Source organism: Microbacterium plantarum (assembly GCF_035231185.1).
GTDB classification, from domain to species: Bacteria; Actinomycetota; Actinomycetes; order Actinomycetales; family Microbacteriaceae; genus Microbacterium; species Microbacterium plantarum.
On record NZ_CP141117.1, the window covers coordinates 1,081,823 to 1,098,618 of the forward strand.

Genomic DNA, 16,796 nt, shown 5'->3' on the forward strand with positions numbered 1-16,796 from the left:
CCGGCCTACCGCTCGTCGAGCTGCGCCATCGCATCGGCCAGCACGCGCGCGACGGGCCAGGCTCCGTCTGCCGTGTTGCTCATCACAGTCGCGGTGGTCGCGGTCGGCGGGTGATGAACGGACCGGAACGACGAGCCGACGTCGCACCCTTCGAGGACGACACCTGGTCCGGTCTCGTTGAGCCAGAAACCGAGACCGTACCGCATCTCCTCGTCTTCGACGAAGGAACGCGGGGCGGTCATCAGCGCCACGGTTTCGGGCGAGACGATGCGTCCGGCGAAGAACGCGCGCCAGAACCGGTGAACGTCGGCGGCGGTCGTGGAGGCGCCGCCGTCGCCATTGGCGCGGACGGGCAGGTGCAGCGTGTTGACGCGCAGTCCGTCGTCGAAGACGTATCCGCGGGCATGATTCCCGTCGAGCTCGTCGGTGCGGGGGAAGCCGGTGTCGACGAGGCCGGCCGGGACGAGGACGAGGTCGTGCACCACCTCGTGGAAGACGCGGCCCGTGACCCGTTCGAGGACGATCGCGAGCACGACGTAGCCGCTGTTGCAGTAGGCGAAGGTCTCGCCGGGAGCGGCCTTCGGCGGGATGCCGTCGAGCAGGGGCAGGAACGCCTCCGCGGTCGTGAGCGTGTGCGCGGGCACTCCGAGGTAGAACTCCGATACATCGAGGTCGTCGTCCTCGTCGATGTAGTCGCCGATTCCCGAGGTGTGGCCGAGGAGCTGCTCGACGGTGACCGCGTCGTCGATGAGTGGCAGGTCGTCGCCGAGCACGCCTCGAACGGCAGTGTCGAGCGCGAGCCGACCGTCCTCGACGAGTCGCATGATGGCGAGTGCCGTGAAGGCCTTGCTCCCTGACGCGATCGCGAAGCGGGTGCTCTCGGAGACGGGCGTCTCGCTCGCCCGGTCGGCCATCCCGTGCGCGCTGCGCCACACGGACACATCGCCGGAGTCGACGCGGACGATCCCCGAGAACGGTTCCTCGTCGAGCGCGGCCTGAAGCGCTCGCTCGTCGATGATGATGCTCTGCGTCGTGCTCATACCCCCACTGTGCCAGTGGCGCGGAGGTCGGCGCGATTGGTCCTCCACCTTTCGATGGAGATCGCGGATTGCCGCCGTTCGAACGTCGAGCCGCACGCCGCCTCCTTCCTACAGTCGACGACGACCCCGTTCCTCGGGGTCCGACGACGACCGGAAGGAAACCCTCATGGCCACCATTCACGTCGGCTCCACCTCCGAGAGGAGCGTCACCGGCATCATCCGCCGGCGGCCCCTCGTATCGTTCTTCGTGCTCGCGCTGGGTCTCAGCTGGGTGGCCTGGACCCCGTGGATCCTCTCGAACGACGGTCTCGGCGTCTGGAATTACGCGTTCCCGCAGATCTTCGGCACCTCGCAGTTCACCGGGATGCTCTTCGGCGCGTACCTCGGGCCGCTCGGTGCGGCGTTCGTCGTGACCGCGGTGACGGGCGGACGCGCGGGACTGCGTGTCTGGGTCGGCCGGCTGCTGCGGTGGCGCGTCGCGCCGCGGTGGTACGCCGTCGCGCTGCTCGCGGTGCCGCTGGCCGTGCTGTCGCTCGGATTCGTCGCATCCGGCGGGCAGGCGCAGGCGCCCAGCCTCATCGCGGTCGCGCTGTACGTGCCCGCACTCCTGCTGCAGATGCTGACGACGGGGTTGGCCGAAGAACCGGGCTGGCGCGACTTCGCCCTACCGCCGCTGCAGGAGCGCTTCGGTCCGCTCGGCGCCGCGGCGATCCTCGGGCCGCTGTGGGGCATCTGGCACCTGCCGCTGTTCCTCACCGAGTGGGGATCATGGCCGGACGTGACATGGCTGAATGTCGTGGAGTTCGTCGCCTTCAGTGCGCTGTTCAACGTCGTGATCATGTGGCTGTTCAACCGTTCCGGACAGAGCCTGCCGATCGTGATGCTCTTCCATGTGAGCCTGAACAACACCGTCACGGTGTTCTGGGCGGAGATGTTCCCGACCGTGGGCGGTGACCAGTTGCAGCACGTGCTCCTGATCGGTGCGGCAGTGGCCGCGGTTGTCACGATCGCGCTCACCCGCGGGCGTCTCGGACTTCCGGCGGGTTCGCCCGTGATGGGGCATCGCGCGCCGGAAGCCGCAAAGATAGCGGCATGAGTCGGATGCGGCGTGCGCCGAGCGTCACGGATGTCGTCGTGGCGCTCGGCACCGGCGCGGTGACGCTGCTCGCGCTCGCGGCTGCGCCCGAGCTGTTCGCAGATCACGCGACGCCGAGCCTCGGGTCAGCCTCGTGGTGGGTGTTCGCCGCCGTCCTCACCGTGCAGGCGGCCGCGCTGTGCTTCGCGCGCTCTGCTCCCGTCGCGGTGCTGCTCGGCACGTCGGCCGGAGCGCTGCTCATCGGCATCACCACTCCGACGGGACTCGGCAGCCTCGCCGATGCCGCCGTGCTGGTCGCCGTTCTGCGCGCCACGCCGGTCGTGACGGTGCCAGCCCTTCGGGTCGTGCTGCCGGTGGCCGGCATCCTCGTCGCGGGCGGACAGGCCGCCGACATCCTCGGGTCGAGCGCGGTGACCGTGCCGGCCGCGGTGGGCGCGGCGCTGCTGCAAGCCGTCGCCATCGTCGCTCTGCCGGCCGCGGGGGTGCTCGCGGTGACAGCTCGTCGCGACGCCCGTCGTGCCGAGCAGGGCGAGAGCGAGGCGGTTCGCCGTGAACGGGCCGCGGTCGTGGACGCCGCGGTCGCCCGCGAACGCACCGCGATGGCGCGCGAACTGCATGACATCGCCGCCCATCACGTATCGAGCATCGCGTTGATGTCGGGGGTCATCGAGCGCCAGATCACCACAGATCCGGAAGCTGCTCGGGTGGCCGTCCGGCAGGTGCGCGAACAGAGCCGCGTGCTGCTCGACGACCTCCGCCAGCTCGTCGGACTGCTTCGCCGCGACAGCGACGGGCGCGACACGGTCGAGACGATCGAGACCGTTGCCGCTCTGGTCGACGCCGCCCGGGCCACGGGCCGCGCGGTCGAGTTCTCGATCGATCGAGGCACTGCACAGGTCGGCCCGCTCGGTCAGCTCGTGGTGTACCGGATGGTGCAGGAAGCGCTCGCCAACGCCGCTCGGCATGCTCCCGGGGCGCCGTGCGAGGTCCGCCTCGACGGCACTCGGCCCGGCGTCTTCGTCGCGACCGTGCGTGACGCGGGTGTCCCACCTGCCCTCGCGGCGCCGTCCGCCAGCGCGGCTCGCGAGGGATTCGGACTGCTCGGGATGCGCGAACGGGCCGGCCTGGTGGGCGGCACGCTGGACGCGGGACCGGAGGCCGGCGGTGGTTGGCGTGTCCGGCTCACGGTGCCGGCCGAGGCCCTCGGCGCCCCGGGAGCGAGCTCGTGATCCGCGTGCTCGTCGCCGACGATCAGCCTCTGGTGCGGGCGGGGGTCGCCGCGCTACTCGCGGCTGAAGATGACATCGAGGTGGTCGCGACGGCATCCGACGGCATCCAAGCGCTCGAATCGGCGACGTCGCTGCAGCCCGATGTCGCCTGCCTCGACGTCCGGATGCCGGGTCTCAGCGGTATCGAGGTGGCGCGGGCGCTTGCCGGTCGGGGAGAAGACGAACCCGCCGTCCCGGTGCTGATCCTCACGACCTTCGACATCGACGACTACGTGTTCGAGGCGCTGGAGGCCGGGGCGTCGGGATTCCTTCTGAAGGACGCCGAGCCCGAAGAGATCGTCCGAGCGGTGCGAAACGTCGCCGCGGGCAACGGCACCCTCGATCAGGCCGTCACGCGGCGAGTGCTGCGGGAGTTCTCACGCCGACGTGCATTGCAGCGGGTGTCGACGGCCACCGAGGCCGCCGACCACCTCACGCCGCGCGAGCGCGAGATTCTCGAGCTGCTGGCGCAGGGAATGTCGAATGACGAGATCGCCGAGGCGTTGACGGTCGAGGTCAGCACCGTCAAGTCGCACCTGGTGCGCATCCTGACGAAGCTCGGGGTGCGTTCGCGCCTGCAGGCGGTCGTCTGGGCGTATCAGAACAAGGTCGTCACGCCGCTGGACTGAGCCGGGGGACCGGGATCACCGCCGATTCCTCCCCAGGGGAGAGGGGCGTCGGAGCAGCGATCCTGCCACTACCGTCATGGACTCAGATGGACCGCGCCAGTTGACTGGGACCGGTCACAGTCACGGCAACGAGGGAGTTCGCATGACCATCCGAAACACAGCAGCCATCACCCGCGCAACGGTGGGTACAGCGATCATCCTCGCCGTCGCGGTCAGCGCGGGATGCTCGAGCGCGCCCTCGGTCGAGCAGACGTCGCTGACCTGGGACGCCGAGGCGGGCGCGTATGAGATCGAGCCGGAGATCGCCAGCGGAGAGGTGCCGCTGAAGGTCTGGGTCGAATACCCCGAGTACGGCGAGGCGCTGGTCGAGGCCTTCGCCGCCGCGCATCCCGGCATCCGCGTCGAGGTGACGACGGTGTCGAAGGTGGATGCTGTCTCGAAGATGGCGCTCGACGGTGAGGCGGGCACGGGCGCCGACGTCTACTTCACGAACTTCACCGACCTGGCGAACGCGATCGAGTCCGGGGTGGCTGCGCCGCTGGGCGAGTACGCGGACGAGATCGCCTCGCGGGTCGGTGACGCGTTCGCGGGCGTCGTCAGCCGCGACGGCGAGTTGTACGGCGTGCCGGTGTCGACCGAGTCGATCGCGCTGTTCTACAACAAGACCCTCCTGCAGCAGCTCACGGGTTCGACCGAACCGGCGACGACCTGGGAGCAGATCCGCGAGCTCGCCGCGACCTACAATGACCCCCGGGAGAACCGGTGGACCATTCGTTGGCTGAGCGGGCAGCTCTACTACGCGTACCCGGTGCTCAGCTCGCTCGGGTGGCATCTCGGCACCGATAAGGGCGATCCCGGTCTCGATGCGCCGGCTCTCGCTGCCGGCCTCGAATACTACGGCGCGCTGCGCGACCTCTGGCCGGTCAACTCGGCGGACGCCACCTGGGACTCCATCGAGATGGAGTTCGCGAAGGGCCAGACGCCCTATGCGATCACGGGGCCCTGGTCGATCGGCGACTTCACCGCGGCGGCGGCGGAGAACGGCTTCGAATACGGCGTGACGACCCTCCCGTCGGCCCAAGGGGGAGGCGACGCAGCGACGCTCGCGGGTCTGGGAGTGGGGGTCGTCTCGGGCTACTCCGAGTATCCCGGCGCCGCGCGTGTGTTCGCGGCCTTCCTCGCGTCGGACGAGGCGGCCGCTGCGCTCTATCGAACGACGGGCGGCATCCCGGCGCTGACGAGGCTCAACGCCCAAGCCATCCCCGGACTCGCCGACGATCCGCACGCGAACGGGGTGCTCGCTCAGGCCGAGCGCTCCGACCTCGTCGCGGACGTGAGCGACGCGCTCTGGACGGTCGGCAACAACCTCGTCGCGGGCGTGTGGGACGGCGTCCTCGATCCGGCGACAGCGCAGCAGCAGGCGGTCGCCGGCTACGCCGACCTGACCGGGCTGGGGGAGTGAGCCCGCACCGACGCGGAGCGGACCCCGTGGCGCCCTGGACGCTCGGGCTCGCCTCCGCGCTGGTGCCCGGTCTCGGGCAGTTCCTCAACCGGGAGTGGGGCAAGGGTCTGGCACTCGCTGTCGTCGGCGCCGGTGCGGTGATCGCTGAGCTGCTCACCGGCCACTACGCCGACCTCTCGGGTTACACGCCGCGCACCCACGGCGGGTTCTTCGTCCGCGGTCTGTGGGGTCTCGTCACCCTCGGCACGCAACCGCGCACGATGACGGTCGCGGGGCTGTCGCCGGGCGACCACTCGATCGTCCTCATGATCAACGGCATCATCGCGGTCCTCGTCCTCGGGCTCATGGCGGCGACCACCGTCTCAGCCGTGCGCGACGCAGCACGGACGCGGCGCCGACTCATCACGAGCGGAGAGCGGCTGACCGCCGGGGAGTGGGTGCGCGCCGCTCGGCAGACGGCGTTCCCCTACCTCGTGCTCGCACCCACCCTGATCCTGCTGTTGTTCGTCACCGCCCTGCCGGTGGTCTTCGGCATCCTCATCGCATTCACCGACTACAGCAGCGACAACCTGCCGCCGATGCAGCTGGTCGACTGGGTCGGCCTCGCCAACTTCCGGCAGCTGCTGGGAGCCGGCGCCTGGGGCGCGACGTTCTTCGGCGTGCTCGGATGGACGGTGCTGTGGGCGGCGCTGGCGACAACCACGACGTACGCGCTCGGTTTTCTGCAGGCCGTCTTCGTCTCCAGCAGGCGCGTACGCCTGCCGCGCCTGTGGCGGAGCATCTTCTTCCTGCCGTGGGCGGTGCCCGCCATGATCTCGGCTCTCGTCTTCCGCTCGATGTTCAACGGTCAGTTCGGGCCCATCAGTCAGGCGCTCGTCGACCTCGGCATCACGCCCGAGCGGGTGATGTGGTTGACCGATCCGGCGAACCCCTGGCTCGCGCGGCTCATCGCGCTTCTGGTGAACCTGTGGCTGGGCTTCCCCTACTTCATGGCTCTCATCAGCGGTGCCCTGACGAACATCTCGCCGAGCTACTACGAGGCCGCGCGCATCGATGGCGCGTCGGCGGTGCAACAGGTGCGCTACCTCACGCTGCCCATCGTCCTGCGAGCCACGGCACCGTTGATCGTCCTGTCGTTCGTGGCGAACTTCAACAACTTCGGGGTCATCTACTTCCTCACCCAAGGTGGCCCTGCGAATCCCGACTACCGGTACGCCGGTGGTACCGACATCCTCATCACCTGGCTCTACAAGCTCACGCTCGACAACGGTCTGTACGACATCGCCTCGGTGATGTCGATCCTGATCTTCGTCATCGTCGGCAGCTTCTCGATCTGGAGCCTGCGTCGTTCGAAGGCGTTCACCGATGCATAGAACTCGGAACCGATTTCTCACCGTCCTGATCCATGTCGAGCTGCTGATCGTCGCGATCATCGTCCTCTACCCGCTGGCCTGGATCGTCGGTTCTTCCTTCGGCTCGGGGCGCTCACTCGCGCAGGCGTCGGCCATCCCGGCCGATCCGACTCTCGCCAATTACATCAGGCTGTTCGCTGAGACGCCGTTCGCCACCTGGTACGGCAACTCGCTCTTCGTCGCGGTGTCGAACATGGTGATCAGCGTGCTGCTGTCGGCGATCGCCGCCTATGTGTTCGCTCGGCTGCGCTTCGCGGGGCGGCGCCTGGGACTGCTCGTGATGCTGGTGATCCAGATCTTCCCGACGTTCATGACCGCGATCGCGATCTACATCCTCTATCTGAACTTCGGCCTGCTCGACAGTCTCACCGGTCTCGTGATCGCGAGCGTGGCGGCAGCGGTGCCGTACAACATCTGGTTGCTCAAGGGATACCTCGACGGCATCTCCACCAGCCTCGACGAGGCGGCCGTGATCGACGGGGCCTCGCATCTGCAGATCTTCACGCGCATTCTGCTGCCGTTGATGACGCCGATGCTGACCTTCGTCGCGGTCACCCAATTCGCGGTGCCGTGGATGGACTTCATCCTCCCGCGTCTTCTGATCAGCAGCCCGCAGAACTACACCGTCGCGATCGGGCTGTTCCAGCTGATCTCCGACCAGACGCGGAACGACTTCACGACGTTCGCGGCGGGGGCCATCCTCGTCGCGGTGCCGATCACGGTGCTCTACATGGTGCTCCAGCGATACCTGGTCGCGGGGCTAGCGCAAGGAGGAGAGAAGGAATGACGACGACATCACTACCGATTCGCGGGGCCGACGTGTCGATGACCGCGGAGGTCGAGGCGCTGGGCGGCAGCTTCTCGGATGCCGCGGGCACGAGGGACCTCTTTCGCATCCTGGCCGACCACGGCGTGAACCTCGCGCGCCTGCGGGTCTGGGTCGACCCGACCGACAGCGCAGGACGGCCGTACCAAGGCGGCACGAACGACCTCGCGACGACGCTGCGCTTGGCCGAGCGCGCGCGGGCAGCCGGACTCGACCTGATGATCGACCTGCACTACAGCGACTTCTGGGCCGATCCGAAGAAGCAGTCGCTGCCGAGATCTTGGGAGGGCCTCGACCTCGACGGTGTCTGCGATGCCGTCGCCGCGCACACGGCGGAGGTCATCACCGCCGTGCAGTCGAGCGCGGGCAGCCCGGAATGGGTGCAGGTCGGCAACGAGACGACGAACGGGATGCTGTGGCCGCACGGCCGCACGCCGCGGTACGACCTCGAGAGCCGTGCCTTCGAGGAGGTGTCGCCGGATGAGGCGTCCGAGCAGTACGACCGTCTCGCCCGACTGCTGCAGGCGGGGTCGAGTGCGGTGCGCGCGGCCGATTCCCGTTCGCGCATCGTCCTTCACCTCGACGCCGGAGGTGCTGCCGATCTCTATCGCCGGTGGTTCGACGAGATCACCATGAGAGGCGTCGACTTCGATGCCGTCGGACTGTCGTACTACCCGCTGTGGCACGGGTCGCTGGACGACCTGCGCGACAACCTCCACCAGCTCGTCGAGCGTTACGAGAAGGACGTCATCGTCGTCGAGACGGCGTACGCGTACCGGCCCGACAACCCCGGCGGGACCTCGATGTTCGACGCGAGCTCGCCTGCGGCGATCTACCCGGCCTCCGTCGAGGGTCAGGCCGGGTATCTCGACGACCTCGCGGGGGTCGTGCGGGGAGTGCCCGGTGGTCGGGGACTCGGGATCGTGTACTGGGAGCCCGCCTGGTTGCCCGTGCCCGGAACCTCCTGGGCGTCGGCGGCGGGGATGGACTACGGAAACGACGTGGCCGAGCCCGGCAACGGCTGGGCGAACCAGACGCTGTTCGATGAGCGGGGGCGCGTTCTCGCGTCACTGAGCGCACTCGGGGCGACCTCCGGTCGGCCCACAGTCACGAGAGAGGAACACAGATGACGAACCGAGCACGGCGGCGAGCGACGGCGCTTGCCACCGCGGCCGCAGCCGTCCTGGTCGCGGCGTTCCTTCCGGCGACCACCGCGAGCGCGGCTTTCGATCCGGACGACTTCGTGATGGGCGGTGACCTCGGGATGATCCACGAGGTCGAAACGCGTGGCGGGACGTTCTCCCGGGGCGGAGTCGTGGGCGATCCGATCGACATCATGGGCGATGCCGGCATGAACCTCGCTCGGCTCCGTCTGTGGGTCGACCCCTACACGGCTGCCGGCGAACCATACGGCGGTGGCACCAACGACCTCGCGACGACCATCGCGACGGCGCAGCGCGCGAAGGCCGCGGGGATGGACGTCCTGCTCGACTTCCACCTCAGCGACTGGTGGGCCGACCCGGGAACGCAGACCGTGCCGAAGGCGTGGCGCGGGCTGTCCTATCCGCAGCTGGTGTCGACCGTCCGCGCGTACACCGAGGACGTCATCGACGCCATGCGGACGGCCGGGGTGCTGCCCGACATGGTGCAGATGGGCAACGAGATACCCGGCGGCATCCTCTGGGATCACGGTCGGGTCGGCAACGGCGTCTCGGACTTCACTCAGCTGGCTGGCTTGCTGAAAGCAGGGATCGCGGGGGTCGACGCGGCGCTTCGAACGGGGGAGGACATCGAGATCGTCCTGCACCTGGACCACGGCGGCGACAACGCCCTCTATCGCTGGTGGTTCGACGCGATCACGGCTCAGGGTGTTCCGTTCGACATCATCGGGTTGTCGTATTACCCGTTCTGGCACGGGACCATGGGCCAGCTCGCGGCCAATCTCAACGACATCAGTGCGCGATACGGCAAGGACGTCCTCATCGTCGAGACCGCTTACGGGTGGACTCTCGGCGACGCCGACGGCCTCGGCAACTCGTTCTACACCGCCGAGGCGGCGACCGGTGGGTATCCGGCGACCGTCGCGGGCCAGACGGCGTTTCTGCGAGACCTCCGTGACATCGTCCGTGCTGTGCCTGACGGGCGCGGGCGCGGACTCATCTGGTGGGAGCCTGGCTGGCTTCCCGTCCCGGGCGCGAACTGGGGGACCGAGGCGGGAAAGATCGACAACGATGACCCGGGTGTCCTCTCCAACCCCTGGGACAACCAGACGCTGTTCGACTGGAGCGGCGCGGCCCTGACGACACTCGACGTGTTCGGGGAGGCGCCGCCGCCGAACCTCGTCGTCAACGGCGGCTTCGAGCAGGACGGTTACACGAACGATCCGACCGGCTGGGGTGTGTGGTCGCCGGGAGGCGCCCACGCCAACGCGGTCTTCACTCAGGACCCGGCGGTCGTCGGTGCGCTCAAGCTCACGTTCTGGAAGTCGACGCCCTACACCGCGTCGGCCTATCAGGCGCTCGGCGGGCTGCCGTCGGGGCTCTACCGGGTCTCCGCGTGGACGCTCAACAGCGGCGGCCAGACCTCCGCCTATCTGTACGCGAAGAACTCCGGCGTGCCGGAGCGCCAGGCAGCGCTGCCGGTGAGTCCGAACGACTGGAAGCGGGTGTCTCTGGAGGTGCCGGTCTCGAACGGAACTCTCGAGTTCGGGTTCTACGCCGAGGCTGCCGGCGGTAACTGGCTCAATATCGACGACGTCCGCGTCGAGCGGATCGGCTGATGCGATACCGTCGAGGGTCGCCCGATCCCGACGAGAGGCCCGTCGCCCATGGACGCTCTGTTCTCCGTGGTCGGCTTCGCGGTCGCTGTCGTCATGCTGGCGATCGCGGGCGCGAGCGCCGTACTGGCGCGATCGTCCGACGTCGCTGCGGCGTGGCGTCAAGAACGCGCCACGGTGCTCTTCGTCGTATCGACGCAGCGCTGGCGGCGGATCATGGTGCGCGTCGGGGGTTGCATGATGGCGATCATCGGCGTCATCAATCTCGTCGGTCCGCTCACCCGTCCGGATGACTCGCCCGCAAGGCGGATCGTCGGGCTGGGCGCTCTGTTCATCGGCGCGGCGCTCCTGTGGCTGGCGCACGGGATGAGTCGGATGCGGCTCGAGGTCGCCCCGCAGGTGGTCTTCGTCTCGCGGGGCTTCATGCCGCCGATCCGGGTCGAGCTGGCGGACATCACCCGGCTGCGCCCGCACGTGGCTCATCGTCACAGCGGGGTTCTCGCGAAGCGCGGCCGGCGGACGGCCTTCACGGCGACCTCGGCCATGACGGGCTACGGACAGCTCCTGGCACATCTGAAGGCCGAACGCCCCGACCTCTTCGCGCCGGGCGGCTTCCGCTGACGCGACGGCGCCCCGCTTGCCCTGCCGCTGCGCTAGGGCGCTGAGCCGCTACCGGGAGGGTGCGACCCCGACCGACCCGCCCGCTCGGATCGGCATCGGCACGCGTTCGAGGCGCGGCGAATCGCCGGGGGCAGCGAGCGTCGCCGCCGCTCGCCGCCCGAGTTCGATGTGCGGGAGCGCGATCGACGTGAGCTCGGGCTCGACGGCGCGGGCGTAGGGGCTGCCGTCGAAGCCGATCACCGACACGTCGGTGGGGACACCGAGCCCGGCATGATGGAGCGCCTGATAGGCGCCGACGGCGAGCGCGTCGTTTGCGCACACGAGCGCGGTCGGCCTGACCCGGGGCTCCGCGAGCATCCGCGACACCGCCCGGCGCCCGTTCGCGACGTCCCAGTCGTCGTCGATTGCGGTGACGCCGGCGAGGCTCGTTCCCGCCGCGGCGAGCACCGCGTCGATGCCCGCGCGACGCTCGGCCAGAGCGATGGGGTCCCACTCCGGCCAGGCGGCCCCGCCTCTCGAGCCTGCCGGCAGCGCTCCGACGAACCAGATGTCGTCACGGTGACCGTGATCGAGCAGCATCCGCGCGGCGTCACGCCCTGCCGCGAGCTCGTCGGGCACGACCGCGTCGATCGACCCGTCTGCCGTCACGCAATTCAACAGGACCGTCGGGACGCCTTCGAGTGCCCGCGGAAGCGCGATGGTCCGCGTGAACATCGACGCGTAGATCACACCGTCGATGTCGCGGCCCAGGAGGCTTTGGAGCAGCTGCTCCTCGAGTTCCGCATCGCCCTGCGTGTCGACGGTGAACAGGAGGGTGTCGCGCTCGCGTAGCTCCTGCATCGCACCGCGGACCATCGAGTTGGCGAACGAGGTGCTGCTGACGAAGTCGGAGACCAGCGCGACCGTGCCGGAGCGGCCGGTGCGCAGGGTCTGCGCGGTGATGTTGGGGCGGTAGCCGAGCTCGTCCGCGGCGCGACGGACGCGTTCGAACACGTCGTCGGACAGGCGCTGGTCGGTGCGACCGTTCATCACGAACGAGACGGCCGAGCGCGAGACGCCCGCACGCTCCGCGACCTCCCGCAGCGTCACCCGGGGTGCCCTTCGGGTGGAGGGAGTGTCGGTCATATCTCGTTCCGGCTGTTGGTCGCGGTTCTCGAAAGCTAACACGGACGACGGGGGCCGCTCGGAAGCGTGTCCCGAGCGGCCCGCCCGAACTCAGCCGAGCCGTCGCCGACGCAGCAACGAGACGCCGGCCGCCATCAGCGCCGCGCCCGCGCCGACCAGCATCCACAGTGGCAGCGGGTCCATGCCCGAGCTCGCGAGGACGCTGCGCGCCGCGCCCGCAGAGGCCGAGCCCGCCGAGCCCGGCTCGTCGGGCTGTTCACCGGCTTGTGCCGTCACCGTGGCCGTGATGGTCGCGGTCACCTCGGTGCCACGCGCATCCGCCACCCGGTACCTCACCGGGGCCGCCGTTCCCTCGAACCCGGCATCCGCGATGAACGACACGACGTCCCCGTTCAGCTCGTATCGACCCTGTCCGTCGGTGACGACGGAGGTGGTCGGCGCGCCGGCCGCGTCGAGGAGGGCGAGCGACGCCGCATCGAGCGGGATGTCGGCATCGCCGGCGACGTCGTTGGCGAGCGGGTGCACAGCGATGCTGCCACCGGCGTGTAGAAGAACCGCATCGAATCCGCGCGCAGCGATCGGAAGACATCGGCGGAGATCGTGAAGGGATGGCTGACGTCCGTGCCGACGCGGAGCCTCACATCGACCGCTTCCTCGGTGACGTCGCTGAAGTCGATCGTGTGAACGGAAGCCCCTGCGGAGGCGTCGAAGCCTGCCGGCTGAGACTCGCCCGTGGCGAGGGCAGTACCGTCCGGCGCTTCGAGGGTCCACGGCAACGGTGAGCTGGCATCAGACACGACGGTCGCGCGCTTGGGGCCCCGGGTCAGATACCCGACCTGGTTGACCTTGACGGCCGGTCCGGGGTCGGCGGTGTAGGAGTAGGCGGTTCCCTGGAGGGAGATCTCGTCGAAACAGACCTCCGTGTCGGCTGCGACCGCGCCGAGGCGGAACTGCACCTGCCCGAGGTGATAGTCGCCGGCCGGCGACGTGGTGAACGGCAGGTCGTACGACTGGGGTTCGGTGCCGAGTTCGACAGATCGCTCGGTCACCGTCGCACACATCCGCTGGGCGGGGTTCGACAGCGCCACGGGGCCGCTCGTCCACCACGGGTTCGTGCTCTCGTCCAGTGTCGGGTTCGCGAGCAGCTCGTCGTCGCCGATCGGGGTGACCGGGGGAGTCGCGGCGTCGCGGGCGACGAGGCTCACGTCATCGACGCAGAATCGCGTGGCGCCGTTCGCGCCGAGGCGGAACTGCAGCTCGGACACGGTGCCCTGGCCCAGGTCGTGTGCCGTGAACTCCGCGCTGATCTGCTGCCAGGTGTCGGCGAGTGGCGTGCTCTCGGCGAGGTACGTCGTGTAGGCGGTATCCGGGACCTTCAGCGCCACCTGAGTGATGAGCGTGCCGGGCGCATCGGCGCGAACTCTCGCCGTCAGCGTGTAGGTGGCCCCATCGGCCAGCGCGAGGTCGCTCTGGCCGATGAGCACATCCCAGGGGTTCTCGGTGTCGGGCACGCCGGCGCAGAAGGCGCCGGTTGCGGTGTCGAAGCCGTCGACACCGACCGACCACCAGGGTTCGTGACCCGTCGAGAAGTCCCCGTTCCGGATCAGTTCTGCCAGGGCCGCTGCAGCGACCAGCGGGGCGGCGGTCATCGTGGCTCCAACGAGCATCCCCGTCGTGATCACGAACGTCACGCGTCTCCTGCGACGCTGTCTCTCGGCGGTGCCGCGCGCGCTCGTCATCGTCGCGGCGGCTAACCTCGGCATGTGAATCGCCCGCCGTCCGCCGCCGTCGACCTGCGGATCGAGGGCGCGCGCGTCCGCGACATCCCGTCGCTCTACGCGGAGCTGAACCGTGTCTTCATGCCCGACGAGGAGTGGACTCTCGGGGAGAGCCTGGACGCCCTCGACGATCTGCTCTACGGCGGGTTCGGCGTCCTCGCGCACGCTTCGTCCGCTCGCGTCGTGTGGGCGGATTCGGCGATCTCGCGACAGGCGCTGGGCATCCCGCTCACCCGGGCCTACCTCGCCGCAAAGCTCGAGCGCCCCGACATCTACGCGGCACGGCCCGCGCGCGCGGCGCTCGACGAACTGGACCGGGGCGCGGGGAAGACCTACTTCGACCTGGTGCTTGACGTGTTCGCCGGCCACCCCGAGGTCAACCTCGTGCTCGCCTGAGACTCGTCTCAGGTTTTCTTAACGGGCGCATATTCTCACGCGGGACCATGAAGCCATGTCGCTCTCGTCGTCTCCGCTGTCCGATCCCGCGATCCGCGTGCTCGTCGTCGATGACGAGCCGAACCTCCGCCATCTGCTCGGGGCGGTGCTGTCACGGCAGGGCTGGCAGGTGGAGGTCGCTGCGACCGGCGCGAGCGCGATCGAGACCGCGCGTCGCATGAGGCCGCATCTCATGGTCCTCGATGTCGTGCTGCCCGACATCGACGGGGTCGAGGTGCTGCGCACGCTCCGCAGCGAGCTGAGCGAGACCATGGTTCTCTTCCTCACCGCCAACGGCACGGTGGCCAATCGCATCACCGGCATCGCCGCCGGCGGCGATGACTACGTCGCCAAGCCGTTCAGCGTCGAAGAGGTGGTGGTGCGTCTGCGCGGGCTGCTGCGACGCAGCCCCATGCTCATGCAGGGTGCACCGACCCCGATGCTCGAGGTCGGCGACCTTCGACTGAACGAAGACAACCACGAGGTCACGCGCGCGGGGGAGCAGATCCGGCTCACCGCCACGGAGTTCTCGCTGCTGCGTTTCCTGATGCTCAACGCCGATCGCGTCCTCAGCAAGGAGCAGATCCTCGATCGTGTCTGGGAGTATGACTTCGGACGGGAGTCGAACATCGTGGAGATCTACATCTCGTATCTGCGCAAGAAGATCGATCACGGGCGTGAGCCGATGATCCACACGCTGCGGCGGGTCGGCTACATCCTCCGCGCGGCACCAACGGTGCCGGCATCGTCGTGAGGTCGGCGCGACCGGGAGGCCTGCGCACCCTGCGCGGCCGCTCGGTCGCGATGATGTCGGGCCTGCTTCTCGCGGCCGTCACCGTCTTCGGCGTCGTCTCCGTAGCCATCCTCCGGCAGAATCTCGTCACCCAGGCTGAGTCGACGCTGTACCTGGCGAACGACACCGCCATCGGGCAGACTCTCTCGGCCGTGGATGCGACCGGAAGCGTTCCGACGTTCGACGACGTGTCACTGGCGGTTCCCTCCGACGGGTTCTTCTTCGTCGTCGAGGGCGACCGCGTCGCGGTCTCGGCCTTCTTCACCCGTGACTACACCTACCGCCCGATGACCGAGCGCGAGCTCACGCACGTTCGGGACGGGATGGCAGAAAGCGGGTTCACCACGACGATCGACGTGGCCGACGACGGCGGGTACCTCGTGACGGCCTCCGAGGTCGCGGCGGCAGACGGGCAGGAGTTCACCGTCGTCAGCGGTGTGGGCCTCACCGACACCGACACGGTCGTTCGCACCTATGCCCTCTGGCTTGCGGTCGTCGGAATCGCGATCGCCGCATTCGCTGCGGTGTTCGGCTGGCGGTGGACCCGGCAGCAGCTCGACCCCCTCGAACGGGTCGCCGAGATCGCCGACGAAGTGGCGGCCACCCCGCTCTCATCCGGCGAGATCGCCCCGCAGCGCCGCGTTCCCCGTGACGTGCGGCATCTGGGGTCGGAGACGGACCGCGTCGCGGACGCGCTCAATCGCCTGCTCGACCACGTCGAGCTCTCGCTCAACGCGCGTCACCGCGCCGAGGAATCGATGCGTCGCTTCATCGCCGAGGCGAGCCACGAGCTGCGCAACCCCCTCGCCTCCATCCGCGGCTACGCCGACTTCTACGCCCATCCCGATGCCGACGCCGACCCCCTCGAGACGCAGGGCGCGCTTCAGCGCATCGGGTCGGAGGCGTCGCGGATGAGCACGCTGATCGACGACCTGCTGTTGCTCGCGCGTCTCGACGCCGACCCGGTGGTCGCGCACGATGACGTCGAGCTGTCGATGATCGTCGCGGAGACCGCATCCGACGCGCGGTTCGCATATCCCGGGCACATCTGGCGCATCGCCTTGCCGGACGAAGATGTCTCCGTGGTCGGGGACGAGGGGGCGATCCGTCAGATGCTGCTGAACCTCGTCGCCAATGCGGGGCACCACACTCCGGACGGAACCAGTGTGACCGTCTCTCTCGAGACGACGGCGACTTCCGTCGAACTGGTCGTCCAGGACGACGGGCCGGGAATCGATCCCGAGGCACTACCGACCATCTTCGATCGCTTCACCCAGGCAGGCAGCCGAACGCAGACGCGCGAGCGGACGACGGTCGGACTCGGGCTCGCGATCGTGCAGGCGCTGGCGACAGCCTCGGGCTACGACGTGTCGGTGGCCAGCTCGAGCACGGGTACGCGCTTCGGGATCCGCATCCCGTCGGACGCCGCCTGACCGGCGGATGCCACCCGCGCGCTTAATCCGCGCACAGGGCCGAGACCTACCGTCGACCGGGTGCGCGGCACGTGCCGCACGCGCCCGTGTCGTCGTCCGGCC

The 16,796-nt window shown here is 69.0% G+C and carries 15 protein-coding genes and 1 pseudogene; 12 read left to right on the plus strand and 4 right to left on the minus strand.

Annotated elements, in window-relative coordinates:
• Nucleotides 1-5: 5 nt before the first annotated feature.
• Complete coding sequence (locus VC184_RS05135; protein WP_274177597.1) at nt 6-1,040, minus strand: serine hydrolase domain-containing protein; 1,035 nt, start codon at nt 1,038-1,040, stop codon at nt 6-8.
• A gap of 166 nt (nt 1,041-1,206) precedes the next feature.
• On the opposite strand from VC184_RS05135, the gene VC184_RS05140 reads away from it, so the two are divergent.
• From VC184_RS05140 to VC184_RS05180, 9 genes are all read left to right on the plus strand, one after another.
• Nucleotides 1,207-2,136 (plus strand): CPBP family intramembrane glutamic endopeptidase, encoded by a 930-nt coding sequence (locus VC184_RS05140; protein WP_274177598.1) that lies wholly within the window; start codon nt 1,207-1,209, stop codon nt 2,134-2,136.
• A complete protein-coding gene (locus VC184_RS05145; RefSeq protein ID WP_323987463.1) occupies nt 2,133-3,365 on the plus strand; it encodes a sensor histidine kinase in 1,233 nt (410 codons plus the stop codon). Before VC184_RS05140 ends, VC184_RS05145 begins: the two co-directional genes overlap by 4 nt.
• A complete protein-coding gene (locus VC184_RS05150) occupies nt 3,362-4,033 on the plus strand; it encodes a response regulator transcription factor (RefSeq protein WP_323987465.1) in 672 nt (223 codons plus the stop codon). Before VC184_RS05145 ends, VC184_RS05150 begins: the two co-directional genes overlap by 4 nt.
• 142 nt (nt 4,034-4,175) lie before the next feature.
• The gene (locus VC184_RS05155) at nt 4,176-5,495 is read left to right on the plus strand and encodes an extracellular solute-binding protein (protein ID WP_274177601.1); all 1,320 of its coding nucleotides are present in this window, start codon (nt 4,176-4,178) and stop codon (nt 5,493-5,495) included.
• 26 nt (nt 5,496-5,521) lie between these two features.
• The gene (locus VC184_RS05160) at nt 5,522-6,868 is read left to right on the plus strand and encodes a carbohydrate ABC transporter permease (protein ID WP_323987466.1); all 1,347 of its coding nucleotides are present in this window, start codon (nt 5,522-5,524) and stop codon (nt 6,866-6,868) included.
• A complete protein-coding gene (locus VC184_RS05165; RefSeq protein ID WP_274177603.1) occupies nt 6,861-7,694 on the plus strand; it encodes a sugar ABC transporter permease in 834 nt (277 codons plus the stop codon). The genes VC184_RS05160 and VC184_RS05165 overlap by 8 nt, the downstream gene beginning before the upstream one ends.
• On the plus strand, nt 7,691-8,863 hold the full coding sequence (locus tag VC184_RS05170; protein WP_323987467.1) for a glycoside hydrolase family 53 protein: 1,173 nt from the start codon (nt 7,691-7,693) through the stop codon (nt 8,861-8,863). Before VC184_RS05165 ends, VC184_RS05170 begins: the two co-directional genes overlap by 4 nt.
• Entirely contained in the window at nt 8,860-10,512 is a 1,653-nt protein-coding gene (locus VC184_RS05175; protein WP_323987468.1) for a glycoside hydrolase family 53 protein, read from the plus strand. The genes VC184_RS05170 and VC184_RS05175 overlap by 4 nt, the downstream gene beginning before the upstream one ends.
• A gap of 48 nt (nt 10,513-10,560) precedes the next feature.
• Nucleotides 10,561-11,130 carry a hypothetical protein gene (locus VC184_RS05180; protein ID WP_323987470.1) on the plus strand — a complete coding sequence of 190 codons (570 nt, stop codon included), beginning with the start codon at nt 10,561-10,563 and terminating at the stop codon, nt 11,128-11,130.
• A 48-nt stretch (nt 11,131-11,178) separates the two neighbouring features.
• Here VC184_RS05180 and VC184_RS05185 read toward each other — a convergent pair whose 3' ends face one another.
• The 3 genes and pseudogenes from VC184_RS05185 to VC184_RS05195 form a co-directional block, all read right to left on the minus strand.
• Entirely contained in the window at nt 11,179-12,255 is a 1,077-nt protein-coding gene (locus VC184_RS05185; RefSeq protein ID WP_323987471.1) for a LacI family DNA-binding transcriptional regulator, read from the minus strand.
• Between the two features lie 90 nt (nt 12,256-12,345).
• On the minus strand, nt 12,346-13,026 hold the full coding sequence (locus VC184_RS16350; protein WP_407667138.1) for an Ig-like domain-containing protein: 681 nt from the start codon (nt 13,024-13,026) through the stop codon (nt 12,346-12,348).
• Nucleotides 12,960-14,018 (minus strand): annotated as a pseudogene (locus VC184_RS05195) (carbohydrate binding domain-containing protein); the annotation flags it as partial. The pseudogene VC184_RS05195 and the gene VC184_RS16350, both read right to left, overlap by 67 nt.
• Between VC184_RS05195 and VC184_RS05200 the strand changes: the two are divergent.
• Genes VC184_RS05200 through VC184_RS05210 form a run of 3 tightly spaced genes read left to right on the plus strand, consistent with a single transcriptional unit; the run spans nt 14,019 to nt 16,694 of the window.
• Nucleotides 14,019-14,429: a ribonuclease inhibitor gene (locus tag VC184_RS05200; RefSeq protein WP_323987474.1), complete on the plus strand. Its 411-nt coding sequence runs from the start codon at nt 14,019-14,021 to the stop codon at nt 14,427-14,429.
• Nucleotides 14,430-14,484: 55 nt separating this feature from the next.
• On the plus strand, nt 14,485-15,222 hold the full coding sequence (locus tag VC184_RS05205; RefSeq protein WP_323987476.1) for a response regulator transcription factor: 738 nt from the start codon (nt 14,485-14,487) through the stop codon (nt 15,220-15,222).
• Complete coding sequence (locus tag VC184_RS05210) at nt 15,219-16,694, plus strand: sensor histidine kinase (protein WP_323987477.1); 1,476 nt, start codon at nt 15,219-15,221, stop codon at nt 16,692-16,694. The genes VC184_RS05205 and VC184_RS05210 overlap by 4 nt, the downstream gene beginning before the upstream one ends.
• The last annotated feature ends 102 nt before the right edge of the window (nt 16,695-16,796 follow it).

Excerpts from the sequence above, each read along its gene's own strand:
- VC184_RS05145 (WP_323987463.1), top strand. The coding sequence starts at position 2,133 with ATGAGTCGGATGCGGCGTGCGCCGAGCGTCACGGATGTCGTCGTGGCG.
- VC184_RS05155 (WP_274177601.1), top strand. The coding sequence starts at position 4,176 with ATGACCATCCGAAACACAGCAGCCATCACCCGCGCAACGGTGGGTACA.
- VC184_RS05170 (WP_323987467.1), top strand. The coding sequence starts at position 7,691 with ATGACGACGACATCACTACCGATTCGCGGGGCCGACGTGTCGATGACC.
- VC184_RS05165 (WP_274177603.1), top strand. The coding sequence starts at position 6,861 with ATGCATAGAACTCGGAACCGATTTCTCACCGTCCTGATCCATGTCGAG.
- VC184_RS05175 (WP_323987468.1), top strand. The coding sequence starts at position 8,860 with ATGACGAACCGAGCACGGCGGCGAGCGACGGCGCTTGCCACCGCGGCC.
- VC184_RS05140 (WP_274177598.1), top strand. The coding sequence starts at position 1,207 with ATGGCCACCATTCACGTCGGCTCCACCTCCGAGAGGAGCGTCACCGGC.
- VC184_RS05135 (WP_274177597.1), bottom strand. The coding sequence starts at position 1,040 with ATGAGCACGACGCAGAGCATCATCATCGACGAGCGAGCGCTTCAGGCC.
- VC184_RS05180 (WP_323987470.1), top strand. The coding sequence starts at position 10,561 with ATGGACGCTCTGTTCTCCGTGGTCGGCTTCGCGGTCGCTGTCGTCATG.
- VC184_RS05185 (WP_323987471.1), bottom strand. The coding sequence starts at position 12,255 with ATGACCGACACTCCCTCCACCCGAAGGGCACCCCGGGTGACGCTGCGG.
- VC184_RS05205 (WP_323987476.1), top strand. The coding sequence starts at position 14,485 with ATGTCGCTCTCGTCGTCTCCGCTGTCCGATCCCGCGATCCGCGTGCTC.